Annotated in this window: 16 protein-coding genes; 8 read left to right on the top strand and 8 right to left on the bottom strand. The window is 61.0% G+C overall.

The window, feature by feature from the left end:
- Positions 1 to 68 precede the first annotated feature (68 nt).
- From AC07OF_RS16080 to AC07OF_RS16070, 3 genes are all read left to right on the top strand, one after another.
- Positions 69 to 1,343, top strand: coding sequence for a peptidase MATCAP family protein (locus AC07OF_RS16080; protein WP_476447148.1), 1,275 nt, complete (start codon positions 69 to 71; stop codon positions 1,341 to 1,343).
- 82 nt (positions 1,344 to 1,425) lie between these two features.
- Positions 1,426 to 2,457 carry a hypothetical protein gene (locus tag AC07OF_RS16075; RefSeq protein ID WP_495073150.1) on the top strand — a complete coding sequence of 344 codons (1,032 nt, stop codon included), beginning with the start codon at positions 1,426 to 1,428 and terminating at the stop codon, positions 2,455 to 2,457.
- 157 nt (positions 2,458 to 2,614) lie between these two features.
- Entirely contained in the window at positions 2,615 to 3,481 is an 867-nt protein-coding gene (locus AC07OF_RS16070) for a patatin-like phospholipase family protein (RefSeq protein WP_157192543.1), read from the top strand.
- Between the two features lie 23 nt (positions 3,482 to 3,504).
- Here the strand turns inward: AC07OF_RS16070 and AC07OF_RS16065 are convergent, their stop codons facing one another.
- Positions 3,505 to 4,428, bottom strand: a complete 924-nt coding sequence (locus AC07OF_RS16065) for a LysR family transcriptional regulator (protein WP_157192542.1) — start codon at positions 4,426 to 4,428, stop codon at positions 3,505 to 3,507.
- Between the two features lie 188 nt (positions 4,429 to 4,616).
- Here AC07OF_RS16065 and AC07OF_RS16060 point away from each other — a divergent pair, with 188 nt between their 5' ends.
- The 4 genes from AC07OF_RS16060 to AC07OF_RS16045 all read left to right on the top strand — a co-directional run bounded on the left by AC07OF_RS16060 (position 4,617) and on the right by AC07OF_RS16045 (position 8,723).
- Entirely contained in the window at positions 4,617 to 5,780 is a 1,164-nt protein-coding gene (locus AC07OF_RS16060) for an acyl-CoA dehydrogenase family protein (RefSeq protein WP_157192541.1), read from the top strand.
- A gap of 48 nt (positions 5,781 to 5,828) precedes the next feature.
- Positions 5,829 to 7,010 carry a CaiB/BaiF CoA transferase family protein gene (locus tag AC07OF_RS16055; protein ID WP_157192540.1) on the top strand — a complete coding sequence of 394 codons (1,182 nt, stop codon included), beginning with the start codon at positions 5,829 to 5,831 and terminating at the stop codon, positions 7,008 to 7,010.
- 61 nt (positions 7,011 to 7,071) lie between these two features.
- A complete protein-coding gene (locus tag AC07OF_RS16050) occupies positions 7,072 to 7,914 on the top strand; it encodes an HTD2 family dehydratase (RefSeq protein WP_476447150.1) in 843 nt (280 codons plus the stop codon).
- Positions 7,911 to 8,723: an HpcH/HpaI aldolase/citrate lyase family protein gene (locus tag AC07OF_RS16045; RefSeq protein WP_157192538.1), complete on the top strand. Its 813-nt coding sequence runs from the start codon at positions 7,911 to 7,913 to the stop codon at positions 8,721 to 8,723. The genes AC07OF_RS16050 and AC07OF_RS16045 overlap by 4 nt, the downstream gene beginning before the upstream one ends.
- Positions 8,724 to 8,784: 61 nt before the next feature.
- Here AC07OF_RS16045 and AC07OF_RS16040 read toward each other — a convergent pair whose 3' ends face one another.
- Entirely contained in the window at positions 8,785 to 9,912 is a 1,128-nt protein-coding gene (locus tag AC07OF_RS16040; protein ID WP_157192537.1) for a CaiB/BaiF CoA transferase family protein, read from the bottom strand.
- 157 nt (positions 9,913 to 10,069) lie between these two features.
- Between AC07OF_RS16040 and AC07OF_RS16035 the strand changes: the two genes are divergently transcribed.
- Positions 10,070 to 11,791 carry a hypothetical protein gene (locus AC07OF_RS16035; protein ID WP_495073149.1) on the top strand — a complete coding sequence of 574 codons (1,722 nt, stop codon included), beginning with the start codon at positions 10,070 to 10,072 and terminating at the stop codon, positions 11,789 to 11,791.
- A 156-nt stretch (positions 11,792 to 11,947) separates the two neighbouring features.
- Here the strand turns inward: AC07OF_RS16035 and AC07OF_RS16030 are convergent, their stop codons facing one another.
- The 6 genes from AC07OF_RS16030 to AC07OF_RS16005 all read right to left on the bottom strand — a co-directional run bounded on the left by AC07OF_RS16030 (position 11,948) and on the right by AC07OF_RS16005 (position 20,262).
- Complete coding sequence (locus tag AC07OF_RS16030; RefSeq protein ID WP_476447452.1) at positions 11,948 to 13,138, bottom strand: lipid-transfer protein; 1,191 nt, start codon at positions 13,136 to 13,138, stop codon at positions 11,948 to 11,950.
- Between the two features lie 94 nt (positions 13,139 to 13,232).
- Positions 13,233 to 14,597 carry a DUF1329 domain-containing protein gene (locus AC07OF_RS16025; protein ID WP_157192534.1) on the bottom strand — a complete coding sequence of 455 codons (1,365 nt, stop codon included), beginning with the start codon at positions 14,595 to 14,597 and terminating at the stop codon, positions 13,233 to 13,235.
- 26 nt (positions 14,598 to 14,623) lie between these two features.
- On the bottom strand, positions 14,624 to 16,444 hold the full coding sequence (locus AC07OF_RS16020; protein ID WP_495073148.1) for a DUF1302 domain-containing protein: 1,821 nt from the start codon (positions 16,442 to 16,444) through the stop codon (positions 14,624 to 14,626).
- A gap of 115 nt (positions 16,445 to 16,559) precedes the next feature.
- Complete coding sequence (locus tag AC07OF_RS16015) at positions 16,560 to 18,122, bottom strand: long-chain-fatty-acid--CoA ligase (RefSeq protein ID WP_495073147.1); 1,563 nt, start codon at positions 18,120 to 18,122, stop codon at positions 16,560 to 16,562.
- A gap of 96 nt (positions 18,123 to 18,218) precedes the next feature.
- Positions 18,219 to 19,361, bottom strand: coding sequence for an acyl-CoA dehydrogenase family protein (locus AC07OF_RS16010; RefSeq protein ID WP_495073146.1), 1,143 nt, complete (start codon positions 19,359 to 19,361; stop codon positions 18,219 to 18,221).
- A gap of 67 nt (positions 19,362 to 19,428) precedes the next feature.
- Positions 19,429 to 20,262, bottom strand: coding sequence for an SDR family NAD(P)-dependent oxidoreductase (locus tag AC07OF_RS16005; protein ID WP_157192530.1), 834 nt, complete (start codon positions 20,260 to 20,262; stop codon positions 19,429 to 19,431).
- Between the last annotated feature and the right edge of the window lie 16 nt (positions 20,263 to 20,278).

Here is a 20,278-nt window from a genome sequence, read left to right as displayed (position 1 = left end):
GATGCACCGCACTACACCGGCAACGACTAAGCTGGTGCGATGGATCTTCGACTCTCAAGGTGAATGCCATGAGTGCCCTGTCGCTGTCTGAACTCGATGCTGCGCTGCCCGCTTTAACCCGCAAGATCCGCGTACTTGACGCGCTGGCGTGGCCCGAGGGTGTCGAGGAGGTTTTCCTTGCCCAGTGGCGCAGCGGCAAGGCGCAACTACCCAATGTCGAATTCAGCCCGCGCGAGCACAGCGCCGAGATCGCAGCGCTGGACAGCTTTGTCGAGCATTGCGATCAGGGGCATCCAGCCGGGCAATTTCTCGCCAGAACCGCACACAGCTATGCCACGGCCGGGCGCATGCTGGGCGCCATGGGAACCCCGGCGTTTACCCGGTATTCGTCGGCGCTGTACCGTCGTCCGGATTTTTACTACCCCAGGCAAAAGCTGAGCATGCTCGACGCCGCGCATTTCTTCCTGAAAACCACCGACGCCCTGTTGGGTGGCAACTGTATTCCTCCCAGCCCTGCCGAAATTCCGGCCGATGTATTCGCCGCCTGGTTGCAGCCGGAGCTGGACCGCTTTTTTGGTGCCGGCCAGATCAGTATCAAGCTTGAACCTGAACTGGCTGCCAAGGCCATTGCCGGTACCAGCCGTATTCGCCTGCGGGCCAGCGCCCTGTTCAGCGAACTGGACAAGCAGCAGTTGCTGCAGCACGAAGCCTTTGTGCATGTGGCCACCGCGCAGAACGGTGCGCGCCAGCCCAACCTAAAATGCCTGGCCCTGGGGGCGCCACGCACCACCCAGACACAAGAAGGCATTGCCACGCTGGCCGAGCTGTTCACCGGCAGCATGGACATCAACCGCTTGCGCCGCCTCGCCTTGCGCGTGCTCGCGGTGCAGCAAGCGCTCGATGGCGCCGACTTCATCCAGGTGTTTGAAGGTTTTCTCAAGGCCGGCCAGTCGCCGGAAGAGTCCTTTCGCTCAACACAGCGGATTTTCCGCGGCGCCAATGTCCGAGGGGGTTCGGCGTTTACCAAGGATGCCGCGTACCTGACCGGGTTGCTCGGTGTGCACACCCTGCTGCGCGTGGCGATCCGCGACAACCGCCCGGAGCTGGTGGGGTATTTGTTTGCCGGACGCCTGAGCCTGGGCGACACTCTGCACCTGGCGCCGCTGTTTGAATCGGGCTGGTTGGTGGGGCCAACCTATGTTCCGGCCTGGGCCAGCGACCTGCGACGGCTCGCCGCCAACCTCGCCTTTTCTGCCTTTATCGCCCGGGTCAAACTGGATGTGCTTGATCTGCAGCGGTTCATGGACTTTGAAGACGAGCACGAAGTTTCTGTCAGACCTTAAGGATCACCACCAGCTGATTGAGCGATGGAGTTGTCCTTCGGCTATGATGGCCGCCCGTCAGACATCTGGAAGTCCGATCTGTATGCTCAAGCCCTTGGCCATACTGACCCTTGCTTGTGCTACCGGCTACGCCAACGCCGCGCCTACCGACCTTGCCGGCGTCTGGAAAGGCACCCTCGGCAAGACCGCGATCACTGCCTGTTTCAACGCCGCCCCCGACAGCAACGGCAGCTACTACTACCAGCGCTTCCTCACGCCGATCCAGCTAACCCAGGAAAAGGCCGGCGAACCCTGGGCCGAAGACGGCAAGACGGGGTTCTGGCAACTGGACGCCCTGCAGGGCGATACGCTGACCGGAACCTGGAGCAAGGCGGCAGGCGCTACCCCGTTGCCCTTGATGCTTACGCGCTCAAGTGCCGAAGGTTGTGGCGGCGACGCTTACAACGCGCCAATGGAGGCAGCGCCGTTGCCCGTCAAGGTAGAGAAAAAAGCCTTCGGCGAGCACGCCTATCAGGTCAGGACCCAAGGCGCCCAGGTCACCCTCAAGCTGGAGGGTGACAGCCCGGCCATCCACAAGATCAATCAGCAACTGGCACGCCTGGCCGTCAGCCCCGACGGCCAGAATGCGTTCTTCAACGAGCGACGTGAATTCCTCGGTCGCATCGGCTCCGCCTACACCAGCGAGATCAGCGTTGACCCGACGTATTGGTCGTCTCAGTGGCTCACCGTCAGGTTTTACCGCTGGAGCGCAGGCTTTGGTCGTGGTGGCATCAGTTGGGGGTTGCACACCTGGAACCTGCAGACCGGTGAAAGCGTCGATCCCTGGACCTGGATCGGTACAGGTTTTGAGTGGTACAGCCCCTTCTCCGGGCAGGTCAAGCTGCCGAAAAATTTCGCCACCTGGCTCGAGACTCAGGCCGCGGCGGACAGCGACTGCCCCGGAGTGGCGAGCTACGACTCCTACGACCTGAGTTTCGACACCCAGGGCATGCAGCTGGCCAACCAGCCCATTGGCGATGGCTGTGACGTAGACGTGACCTTCAGTTGGAGTCAGCTGGAGCCGCTGCTCTCGGCACAAGGTCGGGCAGCGCTGCCGAGCTTGCAGCTGCCGTGAGCAACGCGGCCGCAAGCTTGGGGAGTGCGAGTCGGTTTCGTCGTTGAACAAAAAGCAAAGGGCCAGACGCTTCGCCGGGGGCTCAAGTGATACCCGCAAGTAATACCAACCCGGCAGCTACACTAAGTCGATACGTTGCTGCACAGAGACTTCGAGCATGGCGACCAACACCGCAATCGTATTCGCTGGCGGCGGCAGCCTGGGGGCGGTGCAGGTCGGCATGTTGCGGGCCCTGGTCGAGGCTGATGTGCGATTCGACATGGTGGTTGGCGCTTCGGTAGGCGCGATCAACGGTGCCTACTTTGCCGCGAGGCCCGACTCCGATGGTGTCGCAGCGCTCGAAGGGTTCTGGCGCGGGTTGAGTAAAAACGACATCTTCCCCCTCTCCTGGCTGGACACCTGTAGAGGACTGATGAAACGGCGTGGCTATCTGCTGCAACCGTCGGCCTTGAACCGATTACTGGGTCAGGCACTGCCCATCCATCGCATCGAGGAGGCCACGCTGCCCCTGCACATCGTCACCACCGACCTGCTCAGTGGTGCCGAGACTGTGTTGTCCAGTGGCGAACTCGAGCAGGCGTTACTGGCCAGTGCTGCCATCCCGTTGGTGTTCCCCTGCGTACAGATCGCCGATCGGTTCCTGGTTGACGGCGGCGTGGCAAGCAATACGCCTATTTCGACCGCCGTAGCCCTGGGGGCCAGCAACGTCGTGGTAATTCCCACCGGCATGAGTTGCGCCCTGACCCAACCACCCCGCGGCCTGGTCGCCCTGGCCCTGCACACCGTCAATCTGATGAGCATGCGCCAACTGGTGAGCGACATCGAACACTTCCGCACGCTCACCAGCCTGCACATCGTCCCACCCTTGTGCCCAGTGGATGTCTCGGTGTTCAACTTTGACCAGACCGAGTCTTTGCTGCAGCGTGCCTATGAGCAGACCCTCCGGTGGCTGGACCATGGGGGGCTTGAGCGCACCAAGGTGCCGGGAGCCCTGACCATTCACTCTCACGCTCATATGCATTGAGTGCTGGACGGCTTGAACCGCCACTAAAGCATATGCCCCGCCCATATTCCTTGTTTGACCAACTGCGAAGCCAGCTCAACAAACGTGTCGGCAACGTAGCGAGTCGCCGGACTCACTCGCCGGTCTGCAGGCGACACCATAACTACCTTGCGCATCGGCGTCGGTTCGACAAGCGGCGCTGCGCAGAGCGTCCCATTCTGCAGGTGAGTGTAGATCGACGCCAATGGCAATGCGGTATAGCCAAAATCGTGGCGTACCAGATCAATCAATGCACCGAAGGAGTCGGCCTCCACACGGGTGGCAATGGTGAAGCCTGTATCGACGGCGCACTGGTCCATGATTTTACGCAGACCATGCCGCTGGCTTGGTAGCACCAGTGGTTGCTGCGCCAGGCTTGCGAAGCTCACCGGCTTGTCCAGTTGCAATCCAGCGGCCGGCGCGCCTACCAGCACCAGGTTCTCCATCATCACCGGCACGATGCGCAAGGTATGCAGGGGCTGTAGATCATAGGAAATAGCCAGTTCCAGCTCGCCGCGCTGCAGCCAGTCCAGCAAGTAACCGCTGAAAGCCGAGGAAAAGCGGATTGACAGCTCAGGGTGTGCTTCACGAATGCGCTTGACCAGTGGCACCGTGACAATTTCAGCGATCGTCGGTGTGGTGCCAATCGCAACGGCCCCCTGAAAGCTGACATGTCCCCCGCTCACTGAACTGCGGATTGCCTCAAGCTCATCCATGATACGCGTGGCGTGTTGCAACACTTCTTTGCCCGCATCGGTGATCTGCATGCCGCGGCCATGTCGCTCGAACAGGTAGACGCCAAGTTCCTTTTCCAGTTGCCGGATCTGTCGGCTCAACGCGGGCTGGGCAATGTTCAGGCGGTCGGCTGCTTTGCTCAGGCTACCCAGCTCGGCGACGTGGATGAGGGTTTTAAGTTGAACGACGTCCATTGACTGACCAAGGTAGAGAAATGGAATTGGCGTAATGATTCGCTGGCAAGCGACAGCCTGAACAGCCCCCCGGCCAGCTATAGCATTTGAGCATATCAGCTAGTCAACCAGTCCCCTTATTGAAACAGGCACTCCAGCGTAGTTTGGCGCTAAGACACAGGCAGCTGCCCTGCCCACCTGGAGAAATAATGAACAACCACAATAGCGACGCCATCAATGCCATCCGCGAAGGCGTGCGCGCCTTGTGCAGCGATTTTCCTGCCGAGTACTGGCGCAAAATCGATGAACACAAAGGCTTTCCAGAGACCTTCGTCCAGGCCATGACCGAGGCCGGATGGCTGTCGGCGATGATTCCCGAAGAATATGGCGGCTCCGGGCTGGGCCTGGCCGAAGCCTCGGTGATCCTTGAGGAGGTCAATCGCTGCGGTGGCAATTCCGGGACCATCCACGGCCAGATGTACAACATGTTCACCTTGTTGCGTAATGGTAGCGACGAACAGAAGCGCTATTACCTGCCCAGACTGGCCAGTGGTGAACTGCGGCTGCAGTCGATGGGTGTGACCGAACCCACCACCGGTACCGACACGACCAAGATCAAAACCACCGCCGTGCGCAAAGACGACAAGTATGTAATCAATGGCCAGAAAGTGTGGATCTCGCGTATTCAGCATTCCGACCTGATGATTCTACTGGCCCGTACCACGCCTTTGGCCGAGGTCAAGAAGAAGTCTGAAGGCATGTCGATCTTCCTGGTCGATCTGCGTGAAGCCATTGGTAATGGCCTGAGCGTGCAGCCGATCGCCAATATGGTCAATCACGAGACCAATGAGCTGTTCTTCGACAACCTGGAGATTCCAGCCAGCAGTCTGATCGGCGAGGAAGGCAAAGGCTTTCGCTACATTCTCGATGGCCTGAATGCCGAGCGCACGCTGATCGCCGCCGAGTGCATCGGTGACGGCCGCTGGTTCATCGAAAAGTCCGCGCAGTATGCCCGCGACCGTGTGGTGTTCGGCCGACCCATCGGCCAGAACCAGGGCGTACAGTTCCCGATCGCCGAGGCGCATATCGAGATCGAAGCGGCAGACCTGATGCGCTGGCAAGCGTGTGAGCAGTACGACAACCAGCAGAACGCCGGTGCAGCCGCGAACATGGCCAAGTACCTGGCGGCCAAAGCGTCCTGGGAGGCGGCCAACGCCTGCCTGCAAACCCACGGTGGTTTCGGTTTCGCCAACGAATATGACGTCGAGCGCAAATTCCGCGAAACCCGTCTCTACCAGGTGGCGCCGATCTCCACCAACCTGATCCTGTCCTATGTGGCCGAACACTTGCTGGAGCTGCCGCGTTCGTTCTAGGCAGAAAACCCACAGGTTGCAGCACCCTCAATAACAAGAGAGCACATCATGAACATGCGCCCGCTGGACGGTATTACCGTTGTCAGTCTCGAACACGCCATCGCCGCACCGTTCTGTACCCGCCAGTTGGCGGATCTGGGAGCGCGGGTGATCAAAGTGGAACGCCCCGGCGTCGGCGATTTTGCCCGTGGCTATGACCAACGCGTCAACGGCCTGGCTTCGCACTTTGTCTGGACCAACCGCTCCAAGGAAAGCCTGACGCTGGATCTCAAGCAGGATATCGCCGGTGACATCCTCGGCCAGTTGCTGGAACAAGCCGACGTTCTGGTCCAGAACCTTGCCCCCGGTGCCGCGGCACGTCTCGGCCTGTCGTTCGAAGCACTGCGCGAACGCTTTCCGCGGCTGATCGTCTGCGATATCTCAGGCTATGGTGCTGGTGGCCCTTATGAGCAGAAAAAAGCCTACGACCTGCTGATCCAGAGCGAAGGGGGCTTTCTCTCGGTGACGGGTGACGAGCAGATGGCCAAAGCCGGCAACTCGATTGCCGATATTGCCGCGGGCATGTATGCCTACACGGGCGTGCTGTCAGCATTGCTGCTGCGGGAGAAGACCGGCGCTGGCAGCCATGTGGAGGTATCCATGCTGGAGAGCCTGGTGGAGTGGATGAACTATCCCCTCTACTACGCCTATGAAGGCGCCCCCCCGCCGCCACGCACGGGCGCGGCGCATGCCACGATTTATCCCTATGGCCCCTTCCCCGTCGGCGATGGCAGTACGCTGATGCTGGGCTTGCAGAATGAGCGCGAGTGGCGGTTGTTCTGTGAGCGGGTGCTGTTGCAGCCCGAACTGGCCGACGACAAACGTTTTGACAGCAACGCCAGGCGCGTGGAAAACCGCGAGGCTTTGCGTACGCTGATCGTCGATGCGTTCACCACGCTCGATTTTGCCACGGCCATAGCTCGCCTCGACGCCGCCACCATCGCCAACGCCCGCGTCAACGATATGCAGGGGGTATGGCAGCACCCACAGCTGCAGGCCCGTGATCGCTGGCGGCAGATCGAAACCGCCGTCGGCAACGTTCCCAGCTTGCTGCCACCGGCCAACAGCAGTGCGTTCAGCCCACGCATGGATCCGGTCCCGGATTTGGGCGAGCACAGCAGACGCATTCTTGCCGGACTCGGGCTGTCCAGCGAAAAAATACAGGAACTGCGTGCTTGCGGAGTCATTTGACCCCTTTTCCTGCCCCGCAGTCGGGCGACTGCGGGGCAGCTTTGCCGAGGACACATAGACAATGACAACACATGACTTCAGTGCCTGGATCGGCCGTAGCGAAACCAGCCACGACTGCATCACCCATAACCTGGTCAAGCGTATTGCCGCGACACTGAACGAGCCGGCGCCGGCGCCAGGTGACGCCCTGCCCTTGCTCTGGCATTGGGCATTCTTCCAGGAGCCTGTCGACGACGCAGGGCTGGGCAACGATGGCCATCCGGCGCGGGGCGGGTTCCTGCCGCCGGCTGACAACCGCAACCGCATGTGGGCCGGCAGCCGCCTGGAGTTTATCCAGCCGCTGCGCGTGGAAGCCGAAGTAACGCGGCAATCGACCCTCCTCAACATCGAAGAAAAGCACGGGCGCACGGGCTCGTTGATGTTCGTCACGGTCAGGCACGCGTACCTGCAGGATGGACAGAATGCCTTGGTCGAAGAGCAAGACATCGTCTACCGCGAAGCGACCCGGCCCAAACTCGGTGGTACCAAGGCTGCACCCGCAGGCGCTTGGCAGGAGACGGTGGAACCGTCGGCGACGCTGCTGTTTCGCTACTCCGCGGTGACCTTCAACGGCCACCGCATTCACTATGACTGGCCATACACCTGCGAGACCGAAGGCTATCCGGGCCTGGTGGTGCACGGTCCGCTGATTGCTACGCTTAGCCTGCGGGCCTTCCAGCGCGCCAACCCTGCGGCACGCGTGCGTCGCTTCAACTTTCGTGGTTTGCGTCCACTGATTTCACCAAACGCGTTCGAGGTTGGCGGCCGTCTTCTTGAGAACGGCAAAGCGCAGCTCTGGGCCACCGCGCAAGCCGGAATGGCCCAGTCCGGCGAAGTCGAGTTCAGCGTGGAGGTCGGACAATGAACCACGATAGTGTGCGTTCTGCCCTGTTCGTTCCGGCCAGCCGTCCGGAGCGCATCCCCAAGGCCCTGGCCAGCGGCGCCGACCGGGTCATTGTCGACCTGGAAGATGCCGTGGAAGAAGCGGCCAAGGAGCAGGCGCGGGATAACCTTGCGATCTTTCTGCAGCAGCACCCGGATATCCAACTGCTGGTCAGGGCCAATGCTCCGGGGCACTGGGCGCATGAGGCCGACCTTGCACTGTGTCGACGTCATCCCGGCGTCAGCGGCATCTTGCTGCCCAAGGCCGAAACAGTCGAGCAGATACGCCTGGCGCACGACTCGGGCAAACCGGTGTGGCCGATCATCGAAAGCGCCCAGGGGCTGCTCGCACTGCCCCGGCTTGCCGCCAGTGAAGGTGTCGAGCGCTTGTGCTTTGGCAGTCTGGACCTTGGCCTGGACCTGAACCTGCGCAGTGGCAGTGAGGCTGCCGAACAGGTGCTCAGCCATGCGCGCTATGCCGTTCTCCTGCACAGCCGGGTTGCTGCGTTGGCCGCACCATTGGACGGGGTGTATCCGGCGATTCAGGACGCCGAAGGATTGCGCCGGGCCATCGAGTCTGCCCGCGACCAGGGTTTTGGCGGGGCATTGTGCATTCATCCGGGGCAGGTCGAGACCATTCATGCAGCCTTGCGACCTAGCCGGGAAGAACTGGAGTGGGCGCGACGGGTGCTGCAAGGTGCCGATCAGGGTTGCGGCGTGTTCGTGCTGGATGGGCAGATGATCGATGCGCCGGTGATCGGTCGGGCCCGCTCCATCTTGCAGCGGTTGTAACGTTCAAGGGGCAATCAACAGCAGTGACGCTGCCCAAGCAGCGCCACCGCTTCACCATCAACTACGGTTGCATGCCAGAACGCCAGAGCGCAGCCAGGTCATTGCCCTCAAGCGCCGCCAGCACCCGCTCGGTATCCGCGCCATGCGTCGGAATCGGCCCTGGGGTGACCACCCGATCATCAAAGCGCGGTGCCGGGTGAGCCTGCAACAGTCCGTCACGCTCGAAGTACACCCCACGCTCGAGCATATGACTGTGACGTGCCGCCTCACGCGGGCTAAGCACCGGAGCAAAACAGGCATCGCTACCTTCGAGCAGCTCGCACCAGTGCTGGCGCGGCTGGCTGACAAAGATTTCGCTCAACACACCACGCAGTTCTTCCCAACGACTTGCATCCCATTGCCGCGCAAAACGTGGGTCGTCTGCCAGGCCCAGCTTTTCCAGCAGAAGTGCGTAGAACTGCGGTTCGATCGACCCCACCGCAACGTACTGGTCATCGGCACAACGATAAGTGGCATAAAAGTGCGAACTGTCGTGGACGCTCTTGCCCCGTTGTTCGTTGAGCAGGCCCCTGCTGGTCAGCGACGCCATCAGTTGCATCATGTGCGCCGAGCCATCGACGATGGCCGCATCGACGACACTGCCCTGACCGCTTTGCCGTGCCTTGAGGACACCGGCAAGCACACCGATAGCCAGATACAACGCGCCGCCACCGATATCACCGATCAGGGTGATGGGCGAAGACGGCGCTTCGCCTGCGGTACCGCTGTGGTGTAACGCGCCCGACAAGGCGATGTAGTTATTGTCATGACCGGCGGCGCTGGCCAGCGGGCCATACTGCCCCCAGCCAGTCATGCGACCATAAACCAGCGCAGGATTGCGCGCCTGGCACTGTTTGGGGCCCAGCCCCAGGCGCTCCATGACCCCAGGGCGCATGCCTTCGATCAACACATCGGCACTTTCGACCAGCTTGAGAACCACCTCACGGCCCTCAGCGGTTTTCAGGTCCGCCACCACCGAACGCTTGCCGCGGTTAAGCGGGTTGCGCGGGGCATTTTTCGCACCGGTGACCGAGGTGGAAGACTCGCGCTCCACAGCGATCACATCAGCGCCGAGATCCGCCAGATGCATCGCGCAAAACGGTCCGGGGCCGATACCGCAGATTTCAACGATCCTGATACCTGAAAGCATGTGTACTCCTGTTCGCTGACCTTGTTGTTGTACGGGCACGCTAGCAGAGCAAGCCGGGATAATCCTGCCCCCCGCCGAGGGGGGCTATAGGCAGCGATGCCGCTGGCTACTCTGGGCCTGGCAATCGCCGTCAATAACAACAAAAGGAAAAGAGCGTATGTTCGAGTTACCTCCTCATTGGGCCCTGTGGGCAACCTGCTGCCTGGCCGCGCCTGCCCTGGCCACTGCGCAAACCCAGGTCGCCCCGCCCAATCCCTACCTGGCGCAGTCCTACAATAACCAGACGCACTGGAATGACGGCGCCTCGGACAGCACCACCCTCAGCGTCGCACGTGGCTCGTACAAAATGACCCCGCAAGCTTATCGACTGATCCCCAACGAGTCGGGCAGCCTGATGCAATACACCGACAAGGTCGGCGGGACCGATGTCTACTGGTACTGGGCCGGTTTTTCCCTGCGCAAGCTGAAGATCAATGACGACTTCACCTTCAGCGAAATCGCCCGCGTCGACCTGCCGGTGAAACTGCCCAACTACCAGGCCATCTCCCCCGAACAACGTCTGCAGCAGGCTGCCCAGACCCGCAAGTTCCTTGATGCCAAGGATGAAAAAGGGCTGCTCGATTACATGCAGGCGCAACCCAACCGTATGCTTACCGCCACCACCGACCAGTTGCTGGGCGGCGCCATCTACTCGCTTTTGACCCGCGACAACGCGTTTATCGGCGCCAGTGCGCGCCGAGTGTTCCGCATCGACCAAAACGACCCCAAAGCCCCCAACTCCGGGATGAAGCTGACCCAGGAAGTGCAACTGCCCGATGCGTTGTTCGACAACGAGAAGACCAAGCGCGGCGTCGGCATCCCTGTGGACACCACCTTCGGCATGGGCATGACCCTCAACGGCTACCTGGTGGTCAACACCATGGGGGGCACAGTCGCGACCCTCGACCGCAACACCCTGAAGCTGATCGACAGCTACCGTATCGAAGGCAGTGACGAGGTATTCCTCAACTCGTTCGCCACGGGTCCTGAAGTAGATGGCGGCGCGGTGTATGTCGCATCCAACCAGAACATGTACCGGCTGGTGGTCGACAAGGACGGCAAGCTGCATGCTGATGAAGCCAGTGGTGCCTGGAAGGCTCCATACGATCGCGGCGTACGCTTTGCTGCGGTGAAGATCGCGGACGGCACCGGTTCCACCCCGACCCTGATGGGCTATGGCCCTGACGAAGACAAGCTGGTGGTGTTCACTGACGGTGCGAAAAAGATGAACCTGGTGGCCATGTGGCGCGACAAGATTCCCTCAGGCTGGCAGCAGAAACCTGGCACCCTGTCGCCACGGGTGGCTGACCAGCGCCCGGTGGACATGGGTAGCACCGTGCCTACAGTGCAGTCCGAACAGTCGGTGGCGGTGTATGACGGCCATGCCTTCGTGGTCAACAATATCCCCGCCGAGGAAAAGCCGGCGCTGGCCAAGTCTGGTTACTACGTCACCATGCTCAATGGCATGACCCGGCCTGCCGCCAGTGGCGTGGCAATGCTCAAGTGGGACAGTGCCAAGGACCAGTGGAACAGCTTGTGGACCCGCACCGATGTCGGCTCGGTGTCGGTGGTGCCGATGATCAGCGGTGGCAGCCGCATGGCCGTGATCAACGGTGTTTACACCGCGCGCCAGGGTGAGGGTTACCACATTGGTATGGACCTGGACACCGGCAAGACCGTGCTGGAAATCGCCACCGGTAGCGACCCGGTGTTCAACGGCATGTATGCGCCGATCAAGGTCGATGCCCAGGGCCGTCTGATGTACGGCATGGCCTTCGGTCTGGTGTTGATGGACACCAGCCGTATGCAGAAAGTCGAGCAGGTTGCCAAGAGCGAATAACCTCGTTCGGACTGAAAACAAAACGCCCGCTGCAGTGCATCGGGCGTTTTGTTTTTGCCTCAACATCCCAAGCCAACCCAAGGATCTTGGTCTCCGGGATTCCGTGAAGAGCCCAAAAAAAGCCGGGCACCAGGCCCGGCAAATATGCGCAAAAAATCAGCTGCGCCCGTACAGGGTCACCACACAGGCGCCGCCCAGGCCCAGGTTGTGCTGCAGTGCCAAGCTGGCGCCTTCGACCTGACGCTTATCGGCAGTGCCACGCAACTGATGGGTCAGCTCATAGCACTGGGCAAGCCCGGTAGCCCCCAGCGGATGGCCTTTGGACAACAGGCCACCGGACGGGTTGGTCACCACCTGACCGCCATAGCTGTTGTCACCATCAAGGACGAAGCGCTCAGCCCCGCCGACCGGGCACAGCCCCAGGGACTCATAAGTGAGCAATTCGTTGTGGGCGAAACAGTCATGCAGCTCGACCACACGAATGTCCTGAGGGTCAACACCGGCCTTCTCGTAAACCGCTTTGGCCGCCCGTTGCGCCATATCGAAGCCGACCACTTCGATCATCGACCTCGCCTCATGGCAAACCGGCGAATCAGTGGTCAATGACTGGGCCAGAATCACCACGTCGGTGTTCAGGCCATGCTTTCTGGCGAACGCCTCGGAGCAAATGATGGCTGCCGCAGCACCACAGGTTGGCGGGCAGGCCATCAAACGGGTCATGACACCCGGCCAGATCAGCTGTTCGTTCATCACATCTTCGCTGCTGACGATCTTGCGGAACAGCGCCAGCGGGTTGTTGGCGGCATGACGGCTGGCCTTGGCACGAATAGCGGCGAAGGTACTCATCTGCGTGCCGTATTTGTGCATGTGTTCACGCCCAGCACCACCGAACATGCGCAAGGCACTGGGCATCTCCGGCACATCGGCGGTCAGTTCGTCGATCACTGACTGGGTCATATGGGTGGTGGCCCGAGGACGGTCGTCCCACACCGATTTCAGCGCACCGGGCTGCATCTGTTCAAAGCCGAACGCCAGGGCACAGTCAACCGCCCCGCTCTCCACCGCCTGGCGTGCCAGGAACAGCGCGCTGGAACCGGTAGCACAGTTGTTATTGACGTTGAGCACCGGAATACCACTCATACCGACTTCATACAAAGCTGCCTGGCCACAGGTGGAGTCACCATAGACGTAACCGGCATAGGCCTGCTGCACCAGACGATAATCCAGGCCGGCGTCTGCCAGGGCCAGACGCACCGCCTGCGCGCCCATCTCGATATAACTACCGCTGGTGCCGGGCTTGACGAACGGGATCATACCGACGCCAACGACGTAAGGTTTTTGCGACATCATAGTTCTCCAGGATCAGGAAGATTCACACAGAGGGAACACACAGGAAGGTGCTGCTCGCCCCATCAAGAGCGAGCAGCGGGTACAGATGGGGTCAGCGGATACCGGCGTTGCGCAGGGCCGCCGGGGTGAAGTCGTTGACGCTCGGCTGATAGGCGTAGTCGATACCTTTCTTGTTCTCGTTGCCCAGGTTCGACACCACGTAGCGACCCGCCATCAAGTCATAGGTAGCAATGCCGGCGAACGCTGTGAGCTGTTGCACGTAATCGGTGTAGGTGTGCCCTTCACTGACCCGCCACAGCTGGCCGCGGCCGTCGTAGTGGTCGATTTCAACGGCAGTCCAGGTGTCTTCGTCAAAGAACATGTGGCGTTTGGCATAGATGTGCCGGGCACCGGACTTCAGCGTGCCCTGCACTTCCCACACCCGATGCAGCTCGTAACGGGTCAGGTCCTGGTTGATGTGACCGGGCTGGATGATGTCTTTGTACTTGAGCGAAGGCGATTGCAGCTTGTAGCTGTTGTAAGGAATGTAGATCTCCTTTTTGCCCACCAGCTTCCAGTCGTAGCGGTCGGGCGCACCGTTGTACATGTCGGCATTGTCTGCCACGCGCAGGCCATCTGAGGCTGTGCCCGGACCGTCATACGCCACTTGCGGGGCCCGCCGCACCCGACGCTGGCCGGCGTTGTAGGCCCAGGCCATGCGCGGCTCGGCGACCTGGTCGAGAGTCTCGTGAATCAGCGTGACGTTGCCGGCCATGCGCGCCGGGGCGGTAACCGTCTGCTTGACGAAGAACAGGATGTTGCTGGTGTCCTGCGGTTTGGCGTCCTTCATGATCCACGGGAAGCCGCTGGCCATTTCGATATGCACCGGGGTGAAGTCACCATTGACCTGCGGAGTAGCCTGGACCTGGGTGTTAATGTAGTTGTGGCCGCGGTAGCGGGTCAGGTGGTTCCACACCACTTGCAGACCGGTTTTTGGGATCGGGAAGGCGAAATAATGGATTTGATCGAAGTTTTTCAGCGAGTAACCCTCGTTGACGGCTTCGGTGGTCAGTGCACTTTTTTTCGCCGCGTCGTAAGCCGATTGCGGCATGACAGCGCTGCGCTGGGTCTTGTACACCGGCATTTTGTAGGTGTCGGGGTAGCGTTTGAACATCGCCTGCTGGCCGGGAGTCAGCTTGTCCTTGTACTGCTCGACATTGGCCGCAGTGATGACGAACAGCGGCTTTTCAGCGGCATAAGGATCGCCCATGAAGCCGTTCTGCACCGGCGCCGCGTCGGCCTTGAGGCCGCCGGTCCAGGCCGGGATGCTGCCCTCGGTGTTGCCCGCTTTTTCTGCACCCACCGGCGTCAGACTGGTGCCCAGCTTGGCGGCTTCCTCTTCGGAAACCGCGGCGATGACGCTGGATGCCATGAGGGTCATTGTGCAAGCGGTGAGCAGAAGACGTATTGGTTTCATTGTTGTTATTCCTCTCTCTGATGGGGTCAGAAGTTCACGCCGAAGCTGAGGGCGACATAGTCGCGATCAGTGTTGGTGTTCCACTTGCCGCCGAAGTAGTCGGTGTAACTGAGACTGGCGGTGTAGGTGTTCAGGTAGTCGGCATCCAGTCCGAGGCTCACGGCTTTGTTGCCTTCCTCAAAGTTCGGTCCTACGCCATCGACATCGTGGGACCAGGCCAGGTTGGGCGACAGGTTGATACCGGCAATCACGTTGGGGTAATCAAGCTTGCCGCGCAGGCGGTAGCCCCAGGAGCTACTGGTGTAGAAGCCGTGGCTGTTGCACTCCTGTTGCGGATTGCTCGCCGCAGTCACTCCAGGCTGGCCCGGCACTGCCTGGCGGGTGCCGACGCACACCGACTGGTTGACCAGTTGCCCGGCGCCGAACACGGAGTTGCGGCCAAAGCGCAGGTCGCTGCCATCGCTGGAACCCAGGCCGTTGATGTGGTTGTAACCAACCTCGCCGACCAGGGTCAGACGATCGCTACCCAGCACCTGATCGAAAAAGCGCGTCGCGGTAGCCTGCGCCTGCAACACCGGCATGCGTTTGTAGCCATCGAGCTCGGCACCGGCCAGGTTGACTGAGTTGCCGCTCTGGAACAGCGGTGATGTAGCGTTACCCAAGGCCGCCAGGTTGATGTCGGCGCCGTTGAGGTTCAGCGGCATGTTCGGCCGGTAACTGATCTCGCCACCAACCGAGGTACCTTCGACGCTGGTGGCGAAACTCACACCGTACAGGCGCACATCTTCGGGATAGACCACGTTGTAACTGGCGCTGCGGATGGTGGCGACCGGATTACTGGTGCTGGTGGCGCGGGTGAAATTCAGGCTCGGGTTGCGACTGTGGTAGTTCATCGCATAGAAGCCGAACTCGGTGTCGTTCAGCTCCGGCACATACCAGCGCAACGCCAGGCCGTACTGACCGCTGTCGCGGGCATCGCGGGTCTTGGTGCGGGGAATGAAGGCATCGTCGCTCACCCCGGGAACGCCGGTATTGTTGGCGACGCCAGGTGGCAGGTCGAGGCCGGCGAGCACCACCCGGTCGGTACAGCCTTCGGGGGTCACATCGTTGCCGAAGAAAGTGCCACAGTTGTCGATCACCGAGCTTTCCCATTCGATCTGGTAGAACATCTCGGCGGTCAGGCTGTCGCTCAGCCCCTGGGACAGATAGAACATGTTGACCGGAATCAGGCCCTCCTTGACCTCGGCACCCGGGCGGCGCAAGGCGGCGACGTCGATCGGGTTGATGCTGTTGATCGAGTTGCCGATAAAGGTACTCTCACCCCAGCTCACGACTTGCTTGCCGACCCGCACGTTGCCCGGCAATGAGCCGAGGTTGTAGTTGTGGTAGACGAAGCTGTCGAGGAACATCGCCCCGGACGCCTTTGCGGCGCGGTCGCGGCCATGGTCATCGATGTCATAGAACAGGCGGTTCTCATCTTTGAGTTCGAAGTCATACCAATACTTGCCGCGCACGAACACGCCGCTCTGGCCGTATTTGAGTTCCAGGTCGTGTACGCCTTTGAAGATCTTCGAGAAGGTTTCACCTTTCTTGAAGTTCAGGCGGTTGTCGTCATTGGTACGTGAAGCGGCATTGCCCCTGACGCCCTGTGAGTTGAAGTTGGAGATGAAATCCGGGTCGGGGCCGCGCACGGCCCAACTGGCCCCGATCGACAGCGAGGAATCGAAACTGCCTTCAATCTCGCCAAAGGTGAAATCCTTGGCATCGGCCTGGGACTGAACGGCAATGGCAACGGCGACGGCCAGCAGGTGCGGAGCGCGGGCTCCACGCATTCTCGTCAGGTTCATGGGTACTCCGGTGTACAAGGGCGCAAGGGAGACATGCCGCACCCGCAGGTGCGACGCTGGTCTGTGCAGTAATCAAAGAAAGGCGCGGCGCTAACCGCCGCGCGGCACTCAAGACTCAGGCGATCCCGCGCTTCTGGTCTTTCCAGAACGGCTTGCGCAGTTCGGTTTTCTGCACTTTGCCGACGCTGGTCAGCGGCAGCGATTCGCGAAATTCGATACTGCGCGGCACCTTGTAGCCGGCAATCCGTTCACGGCAATGACCGATGATGTCGTCACTGCTGACGCTCACTCCCGGTTTGAGAATGATCACTGCGTGCACGGTCTCGCCCCACTTTTTGCAGGGGATGCCGATCACCGCGTTCTGTGCCACCGCCGGATGGCTGGCGATGGCGGTCTCGACTTCGGCGCTGTAGATGTTCTCGCCGCCGCTGACCACCATGTCCTTGAGCCGGTCGCAGATGTAGATGAAGCCATCCTCATCCATGTAGCCACCGTCACCGGTGTGCATCCAGCCACCGCGCAAGGCCTCGGCGGTCGCCTCGGGCTTTTTCCAGTAACCGAGCATGACATTCGGGCCGCGTACGATGATCTCGCCGACGGTACCGCGTGGCACTTCGTTGTCCTGGGCGTCGACCACCCGGATTTCCACGCAGATCCCCGGCAAGCCGGCCGAATACATCTTGCCGTTGGCCTGGTACTCGGCGCTGTGATACTCGGCGCCCAGCGTACTGGCCACCGGTGCCAGTTCGGTCATGCCGTAGCCCTGAGCGAACTCGGCACTGGTGAACAACGCGCGTGCCCGGTCGAGCAACACCGGGGTGATGGTCGAGGCGCCGTAGCCGACGCGTTGCAGCGAGCTGACATCCAGGTGCTGACCATAGTTCTGGTGCCAGTCCAGCATCATCTGGATCATGGTCGGAGCCAACAGCACCTCGTTGACCTTTTCCTGGTCAATCGTCTCCAGGGCGCCCTGGGGGCTGAAGGATTGCAACACCACATGCGTGCCACCGGTAATGAACAACGCCACCATTGCGGCAAAATCGGCCAGGTGGAACATCGGCATCGAATGCAGGAAGCGGGCATCGACGCCGCAGCGGCCCGAACTCACCGAGTTCATCGCCGAGAAGCTGACGTTGTTGTGACTGAGCATTACGCCCTTGGGAAAACCAGTGGTGCCGCCGGTATAGAAAATGCCCAGCAAGGCATCACCGCCGCGCCGCGCATCCTCAATCGCCGCACTGTTGGCAATCAGCGTTTCGTAATTGAGCATGCCGACCGGGGTTGGGCCATCGCCGGCATAGATCACGTGACGCAAGGTCATCGCCTGTTCAAGGATCTTTTGCCCGATGTCCTTGTGATGATCGTCAACAATCAGCACCGTGGTTTCCGAGTCGTCCAGCGAGTAGATGATTTCCGCTGCACTCCAGCGAAAGTTCACCGGATTGACCACCGCGTCGGCCCAAGGCACGGCCAGGTAATATTCCAGAAAGCGCTGACAGTTGAACGCCAGCATCGCCACGCGATCGCCGCTGGCAACCCCCAGTCCTTTCAGGGCACCGGCAAGCCGTGCCACCCGGTCGCCGTACTCGGCATAAGTGGTGCTGCGGCCTTGGGCGCGGATGGCCACCGCTTGCGGTCGGCTCTGCAGTTGACGATGCAGTCCTTGAGTGATGTACATACTGAACTCCAAATGATTTTTTATTTTTGGATTGATTTGGGTCGGGTAGCGCAGTGCGGCGGGCCGACGCAGCGTCAGCCCTGCCGGCCTGCAGGATCACAATGAACGGGCCACCACCTCGCGCTGGATCTCGTTGGAGCCGCCGTAGATGCGTGCGACGCGGGCATCGGCCCACATGCGCCCGATCGGGTACTCGTTCATGTAGCCGTAGCCGCCGAACAGTTGCAGGCAGCGGTCGAGCACTTCGCCCTGGCGCTCGGTCAGCCAGAACTTGCCCATCGAGGCCAGCGTGGTGTCCAGGCTGCCGTCGATCCAGCGGCTGACGATCAGGTCGATAAAAGTCTTGGCCGCCAACACCGTGGCCTTGACATCGGCGAGCACAAAGCGGCTGTTCTGGAAGTCGATGACTGGTTTGCCGAAGGCTTTGCGGTCTTTGGTGTACTCCACGGTCAAGCGCAGGGCCCGCTCCATGACCGCAACCGCACCGACCCCGATCTGCGCGCGCTCGTAAGGCAGCTGGCTCATCAGGGTGTAGAAGCCTTTGCCTTCCACTTCGCCCAGCAGGCAATCGGCGGGCACCGTGACGTCATCGAAGAACATCTCCGAGGTGTCCTGGGCGTGCATGCCGACTTTGCTCAGCAGCTTGCCGCGGCGGAATCCCGGGGTGTTGGTGTCGACCATGAACAATGAAACGCCTTTGGCGCCCTCGCTGACATCGGTCTTGGCGATCACCAGCACCATGTCGCAGGTCTGGCCGTTGCTGATGAAGGTCTTGGCGCCGTTGATTACGTAGCTGTCGCCCTGCTTGACCGCGCGGGTACGTACCGATTGCAGGTCGGAACCGGCACCCGGTTCAGTCATGGCAATGGCGCAGATGACTTCGCCGGCACCGATTTTCGGCAGCCAGTGCTTTTTCTGGGCCTCGGTACCGGATTCAAGGATGTAATGGGCGACGATATGGCTCAGGCCAATGCCCAGGCCGCCACCAAAGGCGTTGATGGTCTGCACCACACAGGCGTAGTGCCCGATGGTGCCACCGGCGCCGCCATATTCTTCGGCAACATCAGGCAAAATCAGGCCGAGTTCACCGGCCTTGAGCCAGGCCGCACGGTCGGCGAAGTGTTGCTCGCGCCAATGCAGTTCGTTGGGCTCGATGTACTCCTTGGCAAAGCGATGGACCATGTCGCGAAACTGTTCCAGGTCTTCGGTCATCCAGGGGGAGCGGTAGTTTTCCAGCATCACACAGACCTCTAGTTCGACGAGCCCTTGCTGTTACGGCGGCAAGGGCTGCTGGGCAAAGGAGCAATCAGAAATTCGAGCCTGGGCCGCCGCCGCAGTAGATGACCTGACCGGAACAGAAGTCCGCTTCCGGCAGGCACAGCATCACCACTGCACCTGCAGCCTCTTCGGGTTTGCCCGGGCGGCCCAGGGGGATGGTCAGGGCGGCGTTGTCCAGGCGCGACTGCTGCACGCCAACCTTGATTTCACGCCCTTCGATATTGACGGTCTTGCTGTCTTCGCCAGCCAGGGCCTGGGTCAGGCGGGTTTCGATCAGACCGAAGGCCACCGCGTTGACGTTGACCTTCAAGCGGCCCCACTCCTTGGACAGCGTCTTGGTCAGGCCAAGCAGGCCGGCCTTGGCCGAGGAATAGTTGCTCTGGCCGACGTTGCCGCCGGCAGCACCCGAGGAAATGTTGACCACCTTGCGCAATACCTCGCGCCCTTCGGCCGCCTCTTGCTTGGCCGCGGCGCTGATCACCGGCTGCGCCGCGCGCAGGATGCGAAATGGCGCGGTGAGGTGGCAGTCCATGATTGCGTACCACTGCTCGTCGCTCATTTTCTGAATGACGTTGTCCCAGGTATAACCGGCGTTGTTGACGATGATGTCGATGGCACCGAAGTTGTCGACCGCCACCTTGACCAGGCGCTCGGCGAAATCCGGCGCGGTGACGCTGCCCACACAGGCCACTGCCTCGCCACCGGCATTGCGGATGGTGGCAACCACTTCTTCGGCGGGCTCGGCATCGAGGTCGTTGATCACCAGCCTGGCGCCATAGGCGGCCAGTTGCAGTGCCACTTCACGACCGATGCCACGACCGGAGCCAGTAACCAGAGCGACTTTGCCTTCAAGCTTTCTCATCAATCAGTTCCTTCAG

Source organism: Pseudomonas sp. GW821-FHT10B02 (assembly GCF_059415665.1).
The sequence above is the reverse complement of the archived record's forward strand: the minus strand, read 5'-3'. Positions and strand labels throughout refer to the sequence as shown.